This window comes from Arthrobacter rhizosphaerae, from assembly GCF_023062595.1.
Taxonomy (GTDB): Bacteria; Actinomycetota; Actinomycetes; order Actinomycetales; family Micrococcaceae; genus Arthrobacter; species Arthrobacter rhizosphaerae.
Genome location: NZ_JALLAN010000004.1, coordinates 118812 through 139609, shown reverse-complemented (window position 1 = coordinate 139609; position 20798 = coordinate 118812). Strand labels below are relative to the sequence as shown.

General features: G+C 62.3%; 16 protein-coding genes. 10 read left to right on the top strand and 6 right to left on the bottom strand.

Annotated elements, in window-relative coordinates; genetic code table 11:
- Positions 1 to 6: 6 nt before the first annotated feature.
- The 3 genes from MU551_RS07295 to MU551_RS07285 form a co-directional block, all read right to left on the bottom strand.
- Positions 7 to 1890, bottom strand: coding sequence for a vWA domain-containing protein (locus tag MU551_RS07295; protein ID WP_247042048.1), 1884 nt, complete (start codon positions 1888 to 1890; stop codon positions 7 to 9).
- Positions 1891 to 2111: 221 nt separating this feature from the next.
- A complete protein-coding gene (locus MU551_RS07290) occupies positions 2112 to 2684 on the bottom strand; it encodes a hypothetical protein (RefSeq protein WP_247042046.1) in 573 nt (190 codons plus the stop codon).
- A gap of 202 nt (positions 2685 to 2886) precedes the next feature.
- Positions 2887 to 4332 carry a PucR family transcriptional regulator gene (locus MU551_RS07285; RefSeq protein ID WP_247042044.1) on the bottom strand — a complete coding sequence of 482 codons (1446 nt, stop codon included), beginning with the start codon at positions 4330 to 4332 and terminating at the stop codon, positions 2887 to 2889.
- A 183-nt stretch (positions 4333 to 4515) separates the two neighbouring features.
- Here MU551_RS07285 and MU551_RS07280 point away from each other — a divergent pair, with 183 nt between their 5' ends.
- Both MU551_RS07280 and gabT read left to right on the top strand, forming a co-directional pair.
- The gene (locus tag MU551_RS07280) at positions 4516 to 5946 is read left to right on the top strand and encodes an aminobutyraldehyde dehydrogenase (RefSeq protein ID WP_247042042.1); all 1431 of its coding nucleotides are present in this window, start codon (positions 4516 to 4518) and stop codon (positions 5944 to 5946) included.
- A gap of 111 nt (positions 5947 to 6057) precedes the next feature.
- Positions 6058 to 7413, top strand: a complete 1356-nt coding sequence (gabT, locus tag MU551_RS07275) for a 4-aminobutyrate--2-oxoglutarate transaminase (protein WP_247042040.1) — start codon at positions 6058 to 6060, stop codon at positions 7411 to 7413.
- 104 nt (positions 7414 to 7517) lie between these two features.
- On the opposite strand, the gene rarD is transcribed toward gabT, so the two are convergent.
- Positions 7518 to 8495 carry an EamA family transporter RarD gene (rarD, locus tag MU551_RS07270; protein ID WP_247042039.1) on the bottom strand — a complete coding sequence of 326 codons (978 nt, stop codon included), beginning with the start codon at positions 8493 to 8495 and terminating at the stop codon, positions 7518 to 7520.
- Positions 8496 to 8712: 217 nt separating this feature from the next.
- Here rarD and MU551_RS07265 point away from each other — a divergent pair, with 217 nt between their 5' ends.
- The 5 genes from MU551_RS07265 to MU551_RS07245 all read left to right on the top strand — a co-directional run bounded on the left by MU551_RS07265 (position 8713) and on the right by MU551_RS07245 (position 14825).
- Positions 8713 to 9711: a DNA topoisomerase IB gene (locus MU551_RS07265; protein WP_247042037.1), complete on the top strand. Its 999-nt coding sequence runs from the start codon at positions 8713 to 8715 to the stop codon at positions 9709 to 9711.
- Positions 9712 to 9783: 72 nt separating this feature from the next.
- Positions 9784 to 11232: an FAD-dependent oxidoreductase gene (locus tag MU551_RS07260; protein ID WP_247042035.1), complete on the top strand. Its 1449-nt coding sequence runs from the start codon at positions 9784 to 9786 to the stop codon at positions 11230 to 11232.
- Positions 11233 to 11319: 87 nt separating this feature from the next.
- The gene (locus MU551_RS07255; RefSeq protein ID WP_247042033.1) at positions 11320 to 12705 is read left to right on the top strand and encodes a helix-turn-helix domain-containing protein; all 1386 of its coding nucleotides are present in this window, start codon (positions 11320 to 11322) and stop codon (positions 12703 to 12705) included.
- Positions 12706 to 12846: 141 nt separating this feature from the next.
- On the top strand, positions 12847 to 14370 hold the full coding sequence (gene exaC / locus MU551_RS07250) for an acetaldehyde dehydrogenase ExaC (RefSeq protein WP_247042031.1): 1524 nt from the start codon (positions 12847 to 12849) through the stop codon (positions 14368 to 14370).
- A 32-nt stretch (positions 14371 to 14402) separates the two neighbouring features.
- The gene (locus tag MU551_RS07245; RefSeq protein WP_372489815.1) at positions 14403 to 14825 is read left to right on the top strand and encodes a DUF779 domain-containing protein; all 423 of its coding nucleotides are present in this window, start codon (positions 14403 to 14405) and stop codon (positions 14823 to 14825) included.
- A 144-nt stretch (positions 14826 to 14969) separates the two neighbouring features.
- On the opposite strand, the gene MU551_RS07240 is transcribed toward MU551_RS07245, so the two are convergent.
- A complete protein-coding gene (locus MU551_RS07240; RefSeq protein ID WP_247042027.1) occupies positions 14970 to 15872 on the bottom strand; it encodes a hypothetical protein in 903 nt (300 codons plus the stop codon).
- A gap of 142 nt (positions 15873 to 16014) precedes the next feature.
- Between MU551_RS07240 and MU551_RS07235 the strand changes: the two genes are divergently transcribed.
- The 3 genes from MU551_RS07235 to MU551_RS07225 all read left to right on the top strand — a co-directional run bounded on the left by MU551_RS07235 (position 16015) and on the right by MU551_RS07225 (position 20067).
- Positions 16015 to 17724 (top strand): sigma-70 family RNA polymerase sigma factor, encoded by a 1710-nt coding sequence (locus MU551_RS07235; RefSeq protein WP_247042025.1) that lies wholly within the window; start codon positions 16015 to 16017, stop codon positions 17722 to 17724.
- 103 nt (positions 17725 to 17827) lie between these two features.
- Entirely contained in the window at positions 17828 to 19360 is a 1533-nt protein-coding gene (locus MU551_RS07230) for an amino acid permease (RefSeq protein ID WP_247042022.1), read from the top strand.
- 68 nt (positions 19361 to 19428) lie between these two features.
- Positions 19429 to 20067 carry a TetR/AcrR family transcriptional regulator gene (locus MU551_RS07225; protein WP_247042020.1) on the top strand — a complete coding sequence of 213 codons (639 nt, stop codon included), beginning with the start codon at positions 19429 to 19431 and terminating at the stop codon, positions 20065 to 20067.
- Between the two features lie 26 nt (positions 20068 to 20093).
- Here the strand turns inward: MU551_RS07225 and MU551_RS07220 are convergent, their stop codons facing one another.
- The gene (locus MU551_RS07220) at positions 20094 to 20729 is read right to left on the bottom strand and encodes a DUF2461 domain-containing protein (RefSeq protein WP_247042018.1); all 636 of its coding nucleotides are present in this window, start codon (positions 20727 to 20729) and stop codon (positions 20094 to 20096) included.
- Positions 20730 to 20798: the final 69 nt, after the last annotated feature.

Genomic DNA, 20798 nt, shown 5'->3' with positions numbered 1-20798 from the left:
CGGAATTTAGAAGCTGGTCACCAGATCGCCCAGCACTGCTTCCAGCCGGTTTGGATCACTCGCGTCGTAGAAATGCGCTCCGCTGGCCTTGGCGATTGCCCGCAGGGAAGCCGTGTCGGCGTCGGCCCCGTAGGCGAGGGTGAAGACCAGTACGGGGGTGGTGTGGTGCTGGTCATGGAGCTGTTCTGTCAGGGCAGCGAGGGTTCCGGCATGCGGGGTGTCATTCTTGCCGTCGCTGAGCAGGACGATGGTGTTAATAGAAGAGCTGTCATAAGCCTCAGCTTGTTGCGCGGCAAACGTGCCCACAGCTTCGAAGAGAGGCGTATAGGCGACCGGGTGCAACGCGTTCAACTCCGCCAGCAGATCAGCCTTGTTTGTTTTGAGCGGGGCCACAGGACTCACCAGTCCAGGAGAAAGCTTTCCGCCCTCCAGATGGGAAAAGGCGGCCATCCCCACTTGGTCATCCCCGGTGAAATGCTCCATGGCTTTTGTTACGGCGTCCTTTGCGCCCTGCAGCCGGGACACACCTGGAACGATTTCCTGTCCCATGGAGCCGGAGACGTCGAGCAGGAAAAGTGCCCGCGCCCTCTTGCGAACGTCGGGGAAGCTCTTTTGTACAACCGTCAGGACTTCATCGGAGGGCAGCGGGATCTCTTTAAGCGAGGCCGCATAACGTCCCGTCGTCGCTACCACGTCCTCCACTTTGTCCTGGATATTCCGGTACCCGGTGGTCTTCACCACGTTCTGGCCCTGCTCAGTACCGGCGTAGGCGATGAAGCTTACTGCGGCGAGACGCTGTTGCGCACTGATCCAGCTGCCCTCCAGGACCACGGCTGGACTGTCCGCCACGAGGACGCCTTCGCTCGGGTAGATCGCCAGAAGGGGTTCTTTAGGTGCCAGACCCGCCTGCTTGGTTACGCCGTCGTTGCTGGAAATACCCCGGTTGTAGTCCCAAACGGATTTCTCATCAACGATCACTGCCGACAGGAATTCCGAGACTTTGCCGGCGTCATCCGCCTGGCGGGCATGCCAGAGGAAATGCTCGGGGGTGGCCATGTAGTGGCTCGTGCTGAGCTCGCCTGCCTTCACCTTGGCGATGACAGCGCTATCCTTCAGCCGGGACGCGTCCAGGGCCTCCAGATTGTTTCCAGCGATTCCATAGGAGGCGACCAGCCCCATCAGGCCTGAGGTGGAAACGGTGGGGCTGGCCTTGCCGAACTTGAATTCCCCCCAATCGGGATGGTTGAGCCGCTTCCAGAGATTGCGATCTTCTGCCGCTTTGAAAACGTCGGCCCAACTGGGAGCCTTGGCGTCCCATCCGACCGCCTTTGCCATGGAGGCCGGCATGGCCAGCACGATCCCACTCCGTGCGACGCTGGTGCCGGCAGTTTCAAAACCGTTTCCTGCCTCTCCCGCCTTGTCCTTAGCCACCTGCAGCCAGGCCGTGGAATCGGGCAGCCAAACGGTGGGACGTTCTGCGACGGGAGTGGTTGCGAACTGGCTTGCCCTCTTCACGGCTGCCACGCCGGACTTCTCCTGGCTGACATTCACGGTCACACAAAGTCCGTCCACGCTTCGGGGTTTGGCCATGTACTCCGAGGCGAGGGACCGCACCATATCGGCGTTCTCCAGTGACGCCAGCACGTTGAGGGAAATGCATGGACCGTTCCCGGAGGCAGCGGCGGGCTGGTCTACAGGCAGGGCTGCTTGAGGGGTTGGAGTGCCGCCCACAGCGGCCCCACCCTGGGAGGATGCGGACCCGCCCGGTCCCAGCAGCGTCGGCAACAGCATTGCCCCGCCGATCAGGCCCAGCACGGCGGCCGCGGTTATGGCAACGGTCAACAGCCAACGCGGGTAGCTGGGTCTGGTGGCGGCACGTCGTCTGCCCATGCTCGTCGTATCCTTTGATGTCTGCCGGGTCGGGGTCCCGGCCCGCATCTGCGAAAAACCAGCCGGGGCGGCGGGGCCGCCACAATGCGCCTAGCCCCCGCCCTGGTGCCGGGGACACCTGGATACGCCACTCGAGAATATCCCAAAGTCCTCTGCAGCGACGTGGCTTGAGTCACAATCCCAAGTACTGCCGCAATGTGCGGGCTCGTCGCGGCAGCCCGCTAGTGCTTCGCGGCGGAGACGAATCCAACCATGACTGCAGTCCACCAGCAGAGTTGCGACGCAGCGAACCGTAGAAGCAGTTGTTGACGGAACCATGGGGTGAACGCCAGGAATGGAGCATCCCTGCCCATGGCCCTTAGCCGTTCCTTGAAGGGAACCAGCCAGATGCCGTTCAAAATCAGCCCAAGCACGGCGACGAGTTTTGCCAGTGTTGGGATTGTGTCCAGGCTGGGCTCAAGGAAGATGCCGGACACCATCAGGACCAACAGCCCGCCCCATATCAACGGTGTTACGAAGCTCTCCATCCGAAGGGCGGCATGGACCGGGCGGACACCGGCCATCCACAAGAATCCTCTGATGTCCACTGCCAGGACACCGCTCAAGGAGACCACCATGGCGGCCAGATGGAACACGAGGGCTGTCCGGTGGACTTCAGGTTCGGGCCTGACAATTGCGCCAAGCGTTATGCAGACGACCCAGCCGGCCACGGCCAGCATGGAAAGGGTGAACAGGGGGCCGGTTTGACGCCGCCCGGCGGCAATCAGTGTGCTGGTGGACCACGTTTCCGGCAAGGCTTCTCCCTCAGGTGTCACCTCCGCGTTGCCGGGACGGATTCCTGCTCATGGAAGCCGCGGTCGATGCCGGGCTAAAGCGTACAACCCGGTTTCTAGAACCAGGAATGACTCCTAAAGGGCTGTCACTGAAGCGACATATTCCATATGCGGCACCTTTTTGGAAGGCGCGGCATTACCCCTGATCCAACGGTTCGAGGAGCTATCGTCCTGCGTGGCGCGCTCCCAGGCGAGAGACCGCCAGCGCGAGCCAGAGTTGCACGCGGTCCGCCGTAATCGAGGGATCGTATCCGGTCATTTCAGTGATCTGCGCCAGACGGTACCGCACTGTATTACGGTGCAGGGTCAGGGCTTCGGCCACGGCGGCAACCGACCCGTTGTTGCCGAGATAGCTCTCCAGGGTGATCATCAGTTCGGCACCATGAGTGGCATCGAACGTCCGCAGCGGATTGAGGGACTCGTTGGCCATGTCCGCAAGGGGTACGTCTTCGCTGGCCAGCAGCAGTGATGTCAGGCTAAGCCGTTCCGGTTCGTTGACGGGCAGGCCGCGGCTGGCAGCGTCACGTGCCTCGAAGTAGCTCCAGCGGAGCCCATTCGGCTTGGTGTAGGCGCCGCCGATTCCTATCGTGGCGTGGATGCCTGCCTCGGCGAGGTGATCGCTGAGTCGCTTGGCGAGCGCGCCGGAACCGCTGCCATCGTCGAGGACGACAGTAATAAGGTCCTTGCCGACGACGGCAGTCACCCCCAGCTCCAGCTCCGGCGGAAGTGAGGAGCTGACGAGTTGTTTCTGGTGCGCCGCGGATTCGGCCAGCAGGACCACGTTCTTGCGTGTGCTGTTGACCCCAATGCCGGCCAGCCGCCGGGAGGCTTCACTGGGTTCCAGTGTCCCGTGGATAACGTCCTCAAGGACCTGCCCTGACAACGCCCGCTGGGACTGGCGCTGCTTCATCATGTTGTTCAGCTCGACGCTGATGAGGTTTTGGGCGTAGTTAACGATCCCCGAATCCTCGAAAGGCTTTCTGACCCACAGGGTGCAGGCATCCCGGCGTCCCGTGGGGATGGGGTAGGACGCCCAACCGTCCGCGGTAGGGGAAGGGTTTCCGGCCGCACTGTTGTAGAGCTGTGCGGTGAACTGGGTCAGGATGATGTCAGTGCGGAGCATGGAACCAAGATGCCGCAGAAGCTCCGAAAGCCCGCCGCCCGTCAGCAGGGCGCGGGCCAGGATCTGATGGCCGGCGATGAGCCGCTCGAGTTTGGCGTAGTGGTCGGCCGACTGCGCATCGGCCACCAGTTTGCCGATGGCGATGAAGGGCGTCTCGTAAGGCACTTCTACCACCGGAAGTCCCCAGCGGTTTGCTTCGGCGATGAGCGCGGGCGGGACTTCCTCATGCGTCAGCCCCGTTCCGAAGCCGATCCCCACAGCCCCGGCGCGTTGTACCTGGCGGACGAAGCGGCGCTGCTCCGGAGCCGTGCGCAGTCGCATGCCCGTGGTGAGCACGAGTTCTCCGCCGTTGAGGAACCGCTGCGGGTCCTCTTGTTCAGTGACGGCCACCCAATGGATGTCCTGATGCCAGGTGGTCTCCGCCAGCCCGGATTTGCGGAGTTTCAGAGCCTGCACCCCCAGCAGGGCCGCGAGTGAGATTGCCATGCGTAAAGAATAGCCCTGTGCTGTGTCATCGCACTAAAGGATTCCGTCAACGGTGTGCAGGTGGCTATTCCCAGTCATGAGGGCAAGGCATAGGCTCGTTGCAGCCGCACCGGAAGCATGCTCCTATGCTCCGCATCACATAAAGGCTCTTTGCCTGAGTCAGTACGAAAGAGGTTGCACACCGTGGTTCAAACCTTGCAGAACTTCATCAACGGCGAGTTCGTCACGCCGTACGGCACGGCGATGCTGGACATTGTGAATCCGACCAACGGTGACGTCGTGGCCAAATCTCCGGTTTCCGGCCAGGCTGACGTGGACGCCGCCATGACTGCTGCCGCCGATGCCTTCAAGAGCTGGAAGCACACCACGCCGGGGCAGCGCCAGTTGATGCTGCTCAAGCTTGCTGACGCCATCGAAGCCAACAGCGACGAGATCGTCGAAGCCCAGCACCGGAACACCGGGCAGGTCCGCTCCCTGATCGCCTCGGAAGAAGTTGCTGCCGGAGCAGACCAGATGCGGTTCTTTGCCGGTGCCGCACGCATCCTGGAGGGCAAGTCCGCCGGTGAGTACTTCGAAGGACACACCTCCTTTGTCCGCCGCGAGCCGATCGGCGTTGTGGCTCAGGTAGCTCCCTGGAACTACCCGTTCCTCATGGCCATCTGGAAGATCGGTCCCGCCCTCGCCGCCGGCAACACTGTTGTGTTGAAGCCGTCGGACACTACCCCGGAATCCACGCTGGTCCTTGCCAAGCTGGCAGCGGATATCCTTCCCGCCGGTGTGCTCAACGTGATACTTGGCACCGGTGAGACCGGCTCGATGATGGTGGAGCACAAGGTCCCGGGGCTCGTGTCCATTACCGGCTCAGTCAGGGCGGGTATAGCTGTGGCTTCCGGAGCTGCCAAGGGCCTCAAGCGTGCACACCTGGAGCTGGGCGGCAAAGCACCTGCCATCGTCTTCAAGGACGCTGATATCAAGAAGAGCGCTGCCGCCATCGCTGAGTTCGCCTTCTTCAACGCAGGCCAGGACTGCACCGCGATCACCCGCGTACTGGTGGAGGACTCAGTTCACGACGACGTCGTGGCCGCCATGGTAGACCACACCAAGACCCTGCACACCGGCTCGCAGAACGATGAGGACAATTACTTCGGCCCGCTGAACAACATCAACCACTTCAAGGCTGTCAGCGCCGTGGTGGAGTCCCTCCCCGAGAACTGCCGGATTGAAATCGGTGGCAAACGGGCAGGAGACAAGGGTTTCTTCTTCGAGCCCACCATCATCACGGGCGCCAAGCAGACAGACAGTGTGGTGCAGCAGGAAACCTTCGGCCCCATCATCACTGTCCAGAAGTTCAGCAGCGAGGAAGAGGCAGTCACCCTGGCCAACGACGTCGAATACGCCCTCGCGTCAAGCGTCTGGACCAGCGATCACGGCACGGCCATGCGCGTCAGCCGTGACCTCGACTTCGGTGCCGTCTGGATCAACACGCACATCCTGCTCACCGCCGAAATGCCGCACGGAGGCTTCAAGCAATCCGGTTACGGCAAGGACCTGTCCATGTACGGCGTCGAGGACTACACGCGCATCAAGCACGTGATGTCTGCACTTGATGCATAGCTCAGACGCCTAGTCCCCACCGGCCCCAACTGCCGACCCCCTAACCTCGCTCCGCTTCGGCCAGTTACCCTCCCGGCGTGAGCCCCCAACGCAATGAAGAAAGGCTTCTCCATGACCGCCACAGCAAGTGAAATCACCTACCGCCTCGAGCAGAAGCGCCGCGTCCAGGCTGACTTCCCCGGCCCCAAGTCCGTAGCACTGACCGAACGCCGCAAGGCAGTGGTCGCTGCCGGCGTCGCCTCCGCCGTCCCTGTTTACGTAGCGGACGCCGACGGCGGGATCATCCACGACGTCGACGGAAACTCCTTCATCGATCTTGGCTCAGGCATCGCAGTGACAAGCGTCGGGGCCTCCGATCCCGCCGTCGTCGGTGCCGTGAAGGAAGCCGTGGAGCACTTCACCCACACATGTTTTATGGTCACCCCGTACGAGGGCTACGTGGCGGTCGCCGAGCAGCTCAACCGGCTCACCCCTGGCGACCACGAGAAGCGCACGGTCCTGTTCAACTCCGGTGCCGAAGCAGTGGAAAACGCCGTCAAGGTGGCTCGCCTGGCCACCGGCCGGGACGCCGTCGTCGCCTTTGACCACGCCTACCACGGCCGCACCAACCTGACCATGGCACTGACGGCGAAGGCAATGCCGTACAAAACCAACTTCGGCCCGTTCGCGCCCGAGGTCTACCGCATGCCCATGAGCTACCCCTTCCGCGAGGAGAACCCCTCGATCACCGGTGCCGAGGCCGCCAAGCGCGCCATCACGATGATCGAGAAGCAGATCGGCGGCGACCAGGTTGCTGCGATCATCATCGAGCCGATCCAGGGCGAAGGCGGCTTTATTGTCCCGGCCGACGGCTTCCTGCCGGCGCTCGCTGCGTGGGCCAAGGACAACGGCATTGTGTTCATTGCCGACGAGGTCCAGTCCGGCTTCTGCCGCACGGGTGAATGGTTCGCGGTTAATCACGAGGGTGTTGTTCCGGACATCATCACCATGGCCAAAGGCATCGCCGGGGGGATGCCGCTCTCGGCCATCACCGGCCGCGCTGACCTGCTCGACGCCGTCCACCCGGGCGGTCTGGGCGGCACCTACGGCGGCAACCCGGTAGCGTGCGCCGCGGCTCTCGCGTCGATCGGCTCCATGGAGGAGTATGACCTCAACGCCCGGGCCAAGCACATCGAAGAGCTCGCCACGGGCAAGCTGCGCGAGCTCGCCCAGGAAGTCTCCGTGATCGGTGATGTCCGTGGCCGCGGCGCCATGCTCGCCATCGAACTGGTGCAGGCCGGCTCGAAGGAACCGAACGCGGAGCTCACCAAGGCCGTGGCCGGAGCCTGCCTCAAGGAAGGCGTCATCATCCTCACTTGTGGGACCTACGGCAATGTGATCCGCCTGCTGCCGCCCCTGGTCATCACCGACGAGCTGCTGCTCGATGGCCTCTCCGTATTGGCGTCCGCAATCAAGGCGCACGCCTAAGAGTCCTTCCTGCACAGCACCAACGCACCACGAGCGCGAGCTGGCAGCAGGTGCCCTCAAATCACGATGTTGAGGGCATCAGCTGCCAGTTCGCGCTTGTTTTCCTAGGGGCGGGCCAGCTTCCGCGCGGCCGAGTTCTTCCGGGCATGAATCAGCATGTCCACTGTGAGTATCAGGAGCGCAAGCCAGACCACGCCGAAGCCGATCCACCGTCCCGTGGTCATGGCCTCCTGGAACACCACCAGGGCTATGACGAACTGGAGGACCGGAGCGAAGTACTGCAGCAGGCCGATGCTGGTCATGGGCAGCCGTCTGGCGGAGGCGCCGAAGAACACCAGGGGAACAGCTGTGATGATGCCGGAGGACAGCAGCAGCCAGAAGTGGGTAGCCCCGTTATTGGTCAGGGTGGCGGTGTTTGTGAAGGCAAGGAAAACCATGGTGGCTGCCGCGAGCGGTGCCAGCACAATGGTCTCCACGGTGAGGCTGGTGATGGCGTCCGCCTTCGGGCCCACGCGCTTTTTCACGAAGCCGTACAAACCGAAACTGACGGCCAGCGTGAGGGCGATCCAGGGCAGCTTGCCGTAGGAAATCGTCAGAACAACTACCGCGACAAAACCGATTCCGACGGCGGCCCACTGCATGGGACGCAGTGTTTCCTTCAGGACAAACACGCCCAGCAGGACCGAGACGATCGGGTTGATGAAGTAGCCCAGGGATGCCTCCACTGCCTGGCCGGTGGTTACTCCGAAGGTGTAGGTCAGCCAGTTCACGGCGATGAGCCCTGCCGCAATGGCAAGCGTTCCAAAAACTGAGCGGTCCTTGAAAGCGCCCACAAGCACATGCCAGGAACGGGTGACCGTAATCAAGAGTGCGCAAAATATGAGCGACCACACCACCCGGTTGGCCACAATCTCCACAGCTCCGGCCGGTTGCAGCACGAAGAAGTAGATGGGAAGCAGCCCCCACAGGCCGTAGGCGCCAATCCCGAAGAGGATCCCCGCCGTCGTGTCCTTATCCACTGCCTTCAGGCCAGGCTTTTGTCCAGCCGGAGTGGCCAAGGGGGCTCCGGAATGGGATTCCATGGAAGGTCCAGTTTTCATTGAAGGGCCCGCCACGGGGTCAGAACTGGCAACACTGGCAGAGGAGGATCCGTGAGGTGTAGGCACAAAGTCAAGAACATCACAGCTGCTGCCAGTATTCCGCCCAGAGAGAAAAGAACCCTGTTCAAACTGCCCTGGTCTCGGAGTTAGTCAGTAGGCTTACCATTGTGATCATGATGCATGGGCAGGAAAGCATTCCATGAGGCTCAGGCGGAGCAACGCCTCGGGTCGGGGCTACCGCAGGGTGGCTGCCGGAAAGGGCTTCAGCTACCGGGACCTGGATGGCACCACGTTGCCGCCGGGTCCTGTCCGTGATCGGCTGGAGAGCATCGGGATCCCGCCGGCCTGGACGGATGTCTGGATCTCGCCCTTTGATAATGGGCACATCCAGGCGACCGGCCTTGATGCTGTTGGCCGACGCCAATACATCTACCACCCGGAATGGCGCGAACGTAAAGACCGGGTGAAATTTGACCGCGCCCTGCAGCTTGCCGAGTCCCTCCCCTCCGCACGGCGCCGCGTCACCATGGATCTGCGGTCTGAGGGGCTCTCACGCGAACGGGTCCTGGCAGCGGCTTTCAGGATGTTGGATAGCGGATCATTAAGGGTGGGGTCGGAGAAGTACACCAACGAAAATGGCAGCCACGGATTGGCCACCCTGCTCTGCGCCCACGTAAAGGTGCGGAAGGACACTTTACTGCTCAGCTTTCCTGCCAAGAGCGGGAAGACCTGGGAATCGGATATCGATGATCCCGACCTTGCGCCACTGATGCGCATCCTCAAGAAACGGGGCGGGAATGCCCGTCTCCTGGCCTACCGGGAACGCCGGAGGTGGCATCCCGTAACCAGCGCCGATATCAACACCTATGTGAAGGAACGGACCGGGTCCGACTTCACCGCGAAGGACTTCAGGACCCTGCGTGGAACTGTTGCTGCCGCCGTGAGCCTGGCCCGGAGTGGACCGCAAAAATCAGTGGCAGCCCGCAAGGCTGCCATCAGTCAGGCTATGCGGGAGGCTGCGGCAGTTCTTGGTAATACGCCTTCTATTGCGCGAAAGAGTTACGTTGACCCGCGTTTGTTGGACCATTTCTCGGACGGCGAGACGATAGATCCCAGACGCCTGGATTCGGCGGAAGCTGAGCTTCGGGCTCTTCTGTATCGCGAAGGGCAGGTGGTCTCCATCCAGAACGCCGGCTGACGGACAGGCTACTAGAATTGGATACTGTGCGCGGCATGAGCTCGTGCAGTCTCCAGTTTCAGAAGGGCTCCCGTGACCAGTTCGGCAGAAAACACGCCCAAACGGCCCCTCCGTGTCGCGATCATCGGCGCCGGGCCGGCAGGGGTCTACGCGGCGGACATCCTCACCAAGTCCAATGAGGTCAAGGATGGGGATTTCGAGGTCAGCATCGATCTGTTCGAGGCTCATCCCGCCCCGTATGGCCTCATCCGTTACGGTGTGGCTCCGGACCACCCCCGGATCAAGGGAATCGTCAATGCCCTGCACAAGGTGCTGGACCGAGGCGATATCCGCTTCCTCGGCAACGTTACTTATGGCAGGGATCTGACCCTTCACGACATCCGTGCCTTCTATGACGCCGTGATTTTCTCCACCGGCGCCATCAAGGATGCGGAGCTGGACGTGCCCGGGGTCGAACTGGAGGGCTCATTTGGCGGCGCGGATTTTGTGTCCTGGTACGACGGACATCCGGACGTATCCAGGGACTGGCCGTTGGATGCCAAGGAAATTGCGGTCATCGGCAATGGAAACGTGGCCCTGGACGTTGCCCGCATGCTGGTCAAGCACGCGGATGAGCTGCTGACGACGGAAATCCCGGACAACGTGTACCAGGCGCTGAAGAATTCCCCCGTCACTGATGTGCACGTGTTCGGCCGCCGCGGTCCTGCTCAGGTGAAATTCACGCCGTTGGAACTGCGCGAACTCAGCCACGCCAAGGACGTGGACATAGTGCTGTATCCCGAGGACTTCGAGTTCGATGAAGCCTCCGAGGAAGCCATCCGTAGCAACAACCAGATCAAGACGATGGTCAACACCATGACCAACTGGCTGGCGGAGGAGCACACCGAGGCGGACGTCCCGTCGTCGCGCCGCCTGCACCTGCACTTTTTGCACAGCCCTGTCGAGATCTACGGAAGCGACAGCGGCGAGGGTGCCGGTAAAGTGGCCGGCATCAAGTTCGAGCGCATGCAGCTCGACGGGACGGGACATGTCAAGGGGACCGGCGAGTTCATCGACTACCCGGTCCAGGCTGTCTACCGTGCCATTGGCTATCACGGCTCCCCGTTGGACGAACTCGAGTACGACGCCAAGTACGGTGTGATCCCGAACGAGGGAGGCCGGGTACTTGACGAGTATGGCGAGCCAGTACCAGGGATCTACACCACCGGTTGGATCAAGCGGGGACCGGTGGGGCTGATCGGCCATACCAAGGGCGATGCATTGGAAACCATCGGCTTCCTGTTGGAGGACCGGCTGACGCTTCCTCCCGCAAAGAATCCTGATCCGCAGGCCATCATCCGGCTGCTGGAGGAACGGGGAATCCGGTACACCACCTGGGAGGGCTGGAACCGTCTCGACGCCCACGAGTTGAAACTCGGGGTGACCTGGTCCGGGGAGACCGGGTCCGGCATCATCCGTGAGCGTGTCAAGGTGGTTCCGCGTGAGGAAATGATCGAGATTTCACGGGGCTCAGAGGGCTGACGCCCGCATACTGGTTCCCCGGCCGAGCCATGGCCATGCACACTGGCAAGAACTACAGTGGATAGACGTGCTCGCCAGGGGAGTTCAATGAAGAATGTGGTTCGACCGGCTACCGACGCCGCCCGTCAACAGCTCGCTGTCGCGAGCCACGACCATATTGATCCTGCGAAAGCGGGCGTCCCCGCCTTGCATGACCACGAGATTCCCGGCGGCCCCTTCCCAGGTATCCGCACCCTGGTTCGGGAATCCTGGCAGCGCTCCATGCAGTTGAGGGCCAACCCCGACAATCCTGAGGCGCCCTTGGCCATGGACCTCGATGAGCTTGAGGAATACCGCCGGCAGCACCCGCTCGCCACCATCATGCCGGTCATCCACAAGCTCCTGGTCCTGCCGAGCCACGACAGCGGACTGCTGGTGGCTGTTGGCGATGAGGTGGGCCGGCTCCTGTGGGTGGAGGGAGATCGGGAGATGCGTCGGCGGGCGGAGGGCATGATGTTCGTCCCGGGTTCGGATTGGTCAGAGGCCACCGTCGGCACCAGCGCGCCGGGTACAGCATTGGCCTTGGACCGGGGCATTCAGATTTCCGGTGCCGAGCATTTCCAGCGCTCGGTCCATCCGTGGAGCTGCACGGCAGTTCCCTTCCACGATCCCGATTCCGGGGCGGTTCTCGGCGTCGTGGACATCACCGGAACGGAGGCAGCGGTGGCAGCACATACGCTTTCGCTGGTAGTAGCGACGGTAGCGGCGGCGGAGGCCCACTTGCGGGTGGAACGGCTTCAGCTCGCTGCTTCCCGGAAAACAGTGACTGCCCGACGGCGGAGCCCGGCAATTGCTGCCGGATCGGGAAACGCTGTAGTTACGGATTCCAAGAGCCTGTACCGCAACAGCCTTCAGCTGCTTGGCCGGGATCAGGCCCTGCTCAGTATTGAAGGCGTTACCCTGGCCCTTTCAGCACGCCATAGTGAAATCCTGGCTTTGCTCAGCATCCACCCGGACGGGCTCAGCGCTGAGGAACTGGGTACGCTCCTGTATCCAGGTGTCACCTCCACCATGACTTTGCGGGCGGAGATGGTGCGCCTGCGCAAGGTTCTTGAGCAACTTAACCCTGGGGCAGTTCCCGCTTCCCGGCCCTACAAACTACTTGTGGACCTTCAACCGGACTCCGCCCAGGTCCTCAAATGCCTGCAACGCGGAGCGCACCGGATCGCGTTGGAAATTTACCGCGGCGCCGTTCTGCCGCGCTCCGAAGCTCCCGGCATCATCGCACTTCGTAGCCGGGTATCTTTCCTGTTGCGTGAAGCGGTCCTCAGTGATGGCAGCGCAGAAGCCCTCCTCAAATACGCCGGGCTTCCCGAGGCCAGAGACGATCTTGAGATCCGCAAAGCAGCGTTGAAGCTGCTGCCTCCCCGCTCACCCAAGCGGGCCGCCGTCGTCGCCGATGTGGAAAGACTGGACGCCGAACTCGGGGTGTAGCCGCTCTGGTTACCGATGCTGAACCTGTGCCTCCGCCATCGCAACCTTGCTGCAACCTCCCCGCTCCTAGGCTGAACGCAACGGTTACCGTCATCAACGCAGCGACGGCCGCCATCATGTTGCACGCAAAGGAGCCAGCAAATGACTGTTTACGCCCAACCCGGCACAGAGGGTTCCAAGGTCACCTTCAAAGACCGCTACGAGAACTGGATCGGCGGCGAGTGGGTTGCCCCCGTGAAGGGCCAGTACTTCGAAAACATCACTCCGGTTACGGGCAAAGCTTTCTGCGAGGTCGCCCGCGGTACTGCCGAGGATATCGAACTCGCACTTGACGCTGCACACAAGGTTGCGCCGTCGTGGGGCAAGACATCCGTCGCAGAGCGCGCGGCCATCCTGAACAAAATCGCCGACCGGATTGATGCCAGCCTTGAGATGCTGGCTGTCGCCGAATCGTGGGACAACGGCAAGCCAATCCGGGAAACGCTCAACGCGGACATTCCCTTGGCAGCCGATCATTTCCGCTACTTCGCCAGCGCCGTCCGTGCCCAGGAGGGCGGGCTTTCCCAGCTCGATGACGACACGACGGCCTACCACTTCCATGAGCCTCTTGGCGTTGTCGGCCAGATTATCCCCTGGAACTTCCCCATCCTGATGGCCGTGTGGAAGCTGGCCCCGGCGCTCGCTGCAGGCAACGCCGTCGTCCTTAAGCCGGCGGAGCAGACGCCGTCTTCCATCCTGGTCCTGGTGGAACTGATCGGGGACCTCCTGCCGGCCGGTGTTCTCAACGTGGTCAACGGCTTCGGCGTCGAGGCCGGTAAGCCCTTGGCCTCGAGTTCCCGGATCCGCAAGATCGCCTTCACGGGGGAGACCACTACTGGCCGGCTCATCAGCCAGTACGCCAGTCAAAATCTGATCCCGGTAACTCTGGAGCTCGGTGGTAAGAGCCCCAACATCTTCTTCAACGACGTCGCCGATTCAAACGATGCGTTCTATGACAAGGCGCAGGAGGGTTTCACTCTGTTTGCCTTCAACCAAGGCGAAGTCTGCACTTGCCCCTCCCGTGCGTTGGTCCAGGAGGACATCTACGAGTCATTCATGGCTGACGCCGTAGCCCGGACCGAAAGGATCATCCAGGGCAACCCGCTCGACACTGAAACGCAGCTCGGCGCCCAGGCTTCCAATGACCAACTGGAGAAAATTCTCTCGTACATCGATATTGGCAGGCAGGAGGGGGCGAAGCTGCTCACCGGCGGCGCCCGTGTGGAAATGGAAGGCGACCTGGCCGGCGGCTTCTACGTCCAACCGACCATCTTCGAGGGCCACAACAAGATGAGGATCTTCCAAGAGGAGATCTTCGGTCCAGTGGTCTCCGTGACACGCTTCAGCGACTACAACGACGCCATGGGCATTGCCAATGACACTCTCTACGGGCTTGGCGCCGGGGTCTGGTCCCGCAACGGCAACGTTGCGTACCGGGCCGGACGTGAAATCCAGGCCGGCAGGGTCTGGGTCAACAATTATCACGCCTACCCGGCAGGGGCGGCGTTCGGCGGTTACAAGTCCTCAGGCATCGGACGCGAAAACCACTCGATGATGCTGGACCACTATCAGCAGACCAAAAACCTCCTGGTCAGCTATTCCGAAAACAAGCTTGGCTTCTTCTAGACATGCCGGCCAGGCTGGAGGCGGCGGTGACGATGCCGGGGGAAGAATTCTCCCGGGTAGCGCTCACGCCTGAAGCTGTGAAGCTGTTGCGCAAGCTGTGGATCCAGTACGGTCCCTTGATGTTCCACCAATCAGGAGGCTGCTGTGACGGCTCCTCCCCGATGTGCTTCCCGCTCGGCGAGTTCCACACCGGCAATTCTGACGTACTGCTGGGCCGGTTCGATATATCAGCTGGATCCGGAGCCCTCAGTGTGCAACAGGAAGACGCCCAGTTCCTTGAATTTTGGATGTCCAGGGAACAGTTCAACTATTGGAGCCACACCCATCTGACAGTTGACGTGGTGGCTGGCAGAGGCAGCGGGTTCTCAGTGGAAGCCCCCGAGGGCAAGCGGTTCCTTATCCGGTCAACCCTGATGGATTGGGCATCCGGATCAGCCGGTGCGTCCTCCGGCTAAGAAAGGTCCCGGCAGTACGGACACGGAAGTCAGTACGGGCAAAAGCAAAAGGGAGGTCTCCTGCAATTAGCAGGAGACCTCCCTCGGTGGTACGGCCTTGCCTGACACCCCCAGCGGGCCAGGCAAAGCAGTTCTTTTACGCGGTCACCGCCGCAGGCTGTCCAAGAGCCTGGCTACATCCTGAACATCGTCAGGAAGGGGTTCGACGTCGATCCTCACCTTCGCTCCCGGGAACTGCCCGGTCAGCAGGATGTTCAGTTCCGCGGCACAACTGTTGATTCGTCCGAAGGCGTCCTGAGTCCGCTCCGATAGGACGATGACGGCGTCGGGCGCACGACTCAGAACTGTTCCGCTCCGGGCGAAGTTGTCGGCACAGATGTGGCCGATCCTGGCTTCGAGTTCCCAGCGTCGCCCTGCACCGTGATGGCTCGGGTGCCTGAGGACGGCAAGCAGGAAACGCCGGCTGACGTCCTCGTGTGCGCCGTAAAGTTCGTAGAGCCGGTTCCTGAAATGCGGCCAGGTGGAGAGCCCGCTGGCGGGATCGGTGCAGGAAATCGCTACGCTCAGGAGCGACGACGCCTCCACCCAGGCCTCGGCGAAGGCGGCCGTCACGTTCATGGGCGTGGAAAGGTCATGGGCCGAGAAGAGCGCCCCGACGTCGGTCAGTGCCTCGGCGATCCCAACGCCGTCATAAGCCCTCGCCGCCCCCAGCTGCCGTACGGGTTCGAGTGAGCCAGTATCGGCTGTCTTGATGCCTGCGCCAAACGAACCGAGGCTGAAGACTTTTCCTGCGTGCTGGCCGGCTGCGTGCTGGCCAGCTGCGGGCTGTCCGGCCGTGGGCTGCCCGTTGAAGCGATCGTTGTAGGACGAGGGCCGTAATGGATCGAAGGATCCCCGGGCAAAAGCGGTTGCCAGGGCCCGTGTTCCAGCGCAAAGCCAGTCGGCTTCGACCCGCCAGTCGGCTGCCATGCTGCGCTGGCGCCAGCGTGCCAGCACATCCAACGGGTCCATGGGCCTGATGCCGGCCGCGGGCTGAAGAATGGTCACACCGGTTAAGAGCACTCAACACGGGAGTCATGACGCGACTTTTGAAGATTTTCCCAAGACAACCCGGGAACCTGATTCTCCGGCCGTAAACTGGGAGCCCTGCCCTGCCCGGCAGGGATACAACGGCCTGTCAGGAAGAACGATGCTCAGCGAAGCCACCCCCGGTGCGGAACCCGCCGAACCCAGCGATGCGGAACTCATCGCCAAGGTGCGCGCCGGAGAAGGGGACGCCTACGGTCAACTCTTCGGACGGCACCACCGGGCCGCCGTCGGGCTTGCCTACCGTTATGCGCGCAATGGATCCGACGCCGAGGACCTGGCTGCTGAAGGCTTCGCAAACGTCCTCTCGGCGCTGCAAACCGGGTCCGGACCCGACGCCTTTTTCCGGGCCTATCTGTTTTCGTCCATAGCCCGGCTGGCAGCCCGGAAGAACGTTGGCGACGGCCGGCAGACGCTAAGCGATGACCTGACTGCCTATGAGAACCCCACGGGTTATACCGATCCCGTGCTCGCATCATTTGAATCCAAGACCGTTGCGGACTCGTTCCGCTCGTTGCCTGAACGCTGGCAGGCAGTGCTCTGGTATACCGAAATCGATGGCATGTCGCCGGCAGCCGTAGCTCCCTTGCTGGGACTGTCCGCCAACGGAGTGTCTGCGCTCGCCGTCCGCGCACGCGAAGGCCTGCGGCAGTCCTACCTCCAGCACCACATCACGGCCACAGCCGAAGATCCCGGCTGCGCTGCGGTTACCGACAAATTGGGCGCCTATGCCCGCCGGGGGCTGAGTCCCAGGAACGAAGCAAAAGTGCGTGACCACCTGGACGAGTGCTCCAAGTGCCTCGGACTGCTGCTTCAGGTCCAGGACGTGGGGGCAGGCATGCGTGGAATCATCTTCCCGCTCGCTGCCGGGGTGGCGTTCCCCTCCGCAGCCGGAATTGCCGCTGGCGGAGTGTTCAGCGGGGCTGTCCTGGGCCTGCAGGAGGGCGCCGCACGGACCTGGGGCTGGGCGCGTACCCACGCGTTGGTCAGCTCAAGCGCAGCCTCCGTTGCTGCTGTAACCGTCGCAATCGCAGTGGCGGTGCAGTTTGGCGGGCTCAATGCCGGCGGGGCAGGGCAGCATGTGCCTGCAGCCCAATTGCCAGGCGATAGCAGGCCGGCGGACACCCTGCTACCTGGAGGGGGAGTTTCCCCCGACGCCGGCTCTTCGCCGGAAGACGTGCCGGAAGGAGGCCTTCCCGCCTCGCCCGGAGCGGAGGATCCGCTGCCCCACGAGTTGGCCGAGGAACGGGCAGCAGATCAGGCCGCAGCGGAGCTGGTATCCACTGACGATCCGGGCTCAGTGGGAACAGGTCCCGGCGCCGAACAGCAGACTGTAGGTGAGGTTCCCCAGCAGGAAACTTCCGCCGATTCTGGAGCTGTGCAAACATCACCGCAACCTGCACCGCCACCAACCCAGGCTCCTGCCCCCGCACCTCCGCCTGCCCCCGCACCTCCGCCTGCCCCCGCGGAAGCCACCCTGTTCAGCGCCTCGGCCAATGTCAGCAGGGGTGGAGGCGAGCAGTTCAGCGATGTCCTGTCTATCTCACTCGCCGCCGTTACCGGCGGATCCCATGCCACAGACGTGACTGTTGTATTGAAGTATCACGGCTCCCAGACCCGGCCGACAACCGCTGGTTCCGGGGGATGGCAATGTTCGGTTGCGGGCCGCCAGATCAGCTGCACACTTCCGGCAGGCACCGCAGGGGCACTTCCGCCCCTCGTCATTGGCGGTACCAATCCCGCGGCCACGCCCCGCAGCTTCACCCTCGACATTGGCGGGACCCGGGTGATACCCGCGACATTCGCGTTCTAAATACGGCCGTCTCACATTCCGGGACAAATATGGCCGTCCACTGGATGGACACTACTCTTGATAAGTCTGTTTCCCGCACGCAATCAAGATTGTGGACTTTCTCATGAACCTTTTCCGGACCAAGTCAGTTGAGCAGTCGATAGCCGACGCTGAGGAGCCGGGCCGCACACTCAAGCGGACCCTGAGCACCTGGGACCTGATGATCATGGGCGTCGCCGTTGCTGTCGGCGCCGGAATCTTCTCGGTAGGGGCGAAGGCAGCAGCAAACTTCGCAGGCCCAGCCGTTACCGTTTCCTTCGCGATCGCTGCCATCACCTGCGCGCTGGCCATCATGTGCTACGCCGAATTCGCCACGGCCATTCCCGTGGCTGGCTCCGCCTACGTCTTCACGTACGCCACTATGGGCGAGCTCCTGGCCTGGATCATTGGCTGGAACCTGATCCTGGAGCTCTTCACGGCCGCCGCAGTTATCGCAAAGTACTGGGGTATCTACCTCAGCAAAGTATTCGCGCTGACAGGCCTGGACATTCCGCCGGCCATCTCGCTCGGAGGGATCGACCTCTATTGGGGCGCCTTCCTGATTGTCGCGATCTTCACCGTGCTGCTGGTGTTGGGGACGAAGCTGTCAGCCCGCGTCGGTAACGTGTTCACCCTGATCAAGATCGCCGTCGTGCTGTTCGTCATCGTTGTCGGGTTCACCTACGTCAAGTTCGAGAACTACAGCCCGTTTGTACCCGCATCTGAGCCCACCGCCGCGGCAGGCGCCACCGACGTCCTCAAGCAGTCCTTCTTCGGCTTCCTGACGGGGGCTGCCCCTGCGCAGTATGGAACCCTTGGCATTTTTGCCGGCGCAGCCTTGGTCTTCTTCGCTTTCATCGGCTTCGACGTCGTTGCCACCTCCGCCGAAGAGGTCAAGAACCCGCAGAAAACCCTTCCGCGCGGTATCTTCGGCGGCCTGGCAGTGGTGACCCTGCTCTACATCCTGGTTTCGTTGGCGCTGACCGGCATGGTGTCATACACCGAGCTGGCCGAGGTCAAGAACCCCACCCTCACTACGGCGTTTGAAGCAGTTGGGGATACCGGAGCGGCCAAGGTGATCGCGTTCGGTTCACTCGTCGGCCTGACCACAGTCATTATGGTGCTCCTCATGGGTCTGTCGCGTGTGGTTCTGGCCATGAGCAGGGACGGCCTCCTGCCGCGCTCCTTGTCCAAGACCAGTGCAAAGCGTTCCACTCCGGCACGTCTCCAGATCATTTGCGGGGCAGCCGTCGCCGTGGTGGCTGGCCTGACAAATGTGGATCTCCTGGAGGAGATGATCAACATCGGGACGCTCTCCGCCTTCGTCATGGTCAGCCTGGGTATCCTGGTGCTCCGGAAGAAGCGCCCGGACCTGAAGCCGGCGTTCCGCGTTCCATTCGGCAAGGTACTTCCTGTGGTGTCGGCCCTGCTGTGCCTCTACCTCATGACCAACCTGGCCGTTGAGACCTGGATCTTCTTCGCGATCTGGCTGGTGCTGGGCGTCGCTATCTACTTCTCCTACGGACAGCGGCACTCGCGTCTTAACGAGCGCTTCAGCGAAGCCAGGTCAGCGGTCAACAAGACATCGGACGACGACGACGCCCTGACCCGCGTCTAAACCGCACCCCGGCTGGGGGTCCGGTCGCGATGTCAACCCTGCCGGGCCATGGCTCCTAAGATGGAGCCATGGCCCGCCCTGCAAAACCCGAACGCAAAGCGGAGCTCCTGTCTGCCATCCTGGACTATCTGATGGACAAGACCCTTGCTGAACTGACCTTCCGCAGCCTGGCCCAGGGGCTCGGTATCTCCAGCTATGTGCTGGTCTACCATTTCGGCAACAGGGAGCAGCTGATAGCCGAAATCATCAGTTCCATCGAGTCCAGGCTGGACCCCATGCGGAGCGCGGACGTGCGCGACATTGACCGCGAGGCGTGGCGCGCGTTCCTGCTGCAGTCCTGGCAGTGGACCATGGCTCAGCGGAACCGCCACCTGGCGAGGCTGGAGTTCGAGGCCACCGCCCAGGACATCGTGGCCGCAGCACCTCGTGGCACGTCGCAGGAGAATTTCCGGATGCTGCACCACAAAACCCGGGACTGGCTCGTGGTCCAAGGCATCCGGGAAGAATTTGCCGATACTGATGCACGCCTGTTTACCTCGACCTTCTACGGCCTGCAGTTCGACTTCGTCGTGATGAACCAGCCGGAAGAAGCCACCAAGGCCTTCGAGCTGATGCTCTCAGTGTTTTTCAGCAACCTTGACTATCGGCTTGTCACGGAAGGCCACCACAGAACTCTGCCGGAAAGGCCGGCCCAGACTGAAAACTAGCGGGCTGCCGTCCCATGCGGGCGATCTCATGGTGCGGCGTGGCGGCCCACCCACTCGACGAGGGGGCGCAGCTGCTCCCAAAGCCCGGCGATTTCATCCGAGGCCGCAGGAGTAGCCAGCCAGTCGGGCTGCCCCAGGTCAACTCCTGCGGTAAGCGTCTTGTGTTTGAGCAGTTCGGCGCGGGGATGGGCGGAGTCGAAGCCGCGGGGTACGGTCTTCAGCTTTTCGCCATCAACGTCGAACCCTGAATTGTTGAGAGCCCCCACGATGTGCTGCAGCGATTCACCCGTTGCCGAGGCGTCCACGGCGTTGCGGTAGCGTGCGAGTTGGGCGGGGGAATGCGAGTGGTACCCGCCGCCAACCAGAAGGCCATCGGCCCCCACTTGAAGGTAATACCCCACACCCTCCTGATAGGACGCGAACGCTCCCTGGGCGGTCTTGTACGGGGACTTGTCCTGGGAGAACCGGATGTCCCGGTTGGGCCTGAAGATCTTGGCGGGACCGAAGCGTGGCTCAAGCCCGGCGAGCAACGCCGCCAATGGTTTCTTGACGTCCTCCTCGTAACGGGCCTTGTTCTGCAGCCACCAGTCGCGGTTGTTGTTTTCTTCCAGTTCCGCGTAGAACCCGAACGCCGTCGGGGGAATTCCTTCAAAAGAGTCCATGTACGGATGGTAGGCAGTCGCTGGCGGGGCAGGCCATACTCTCCGGAGGCTATGTGGAAAACAAAACGC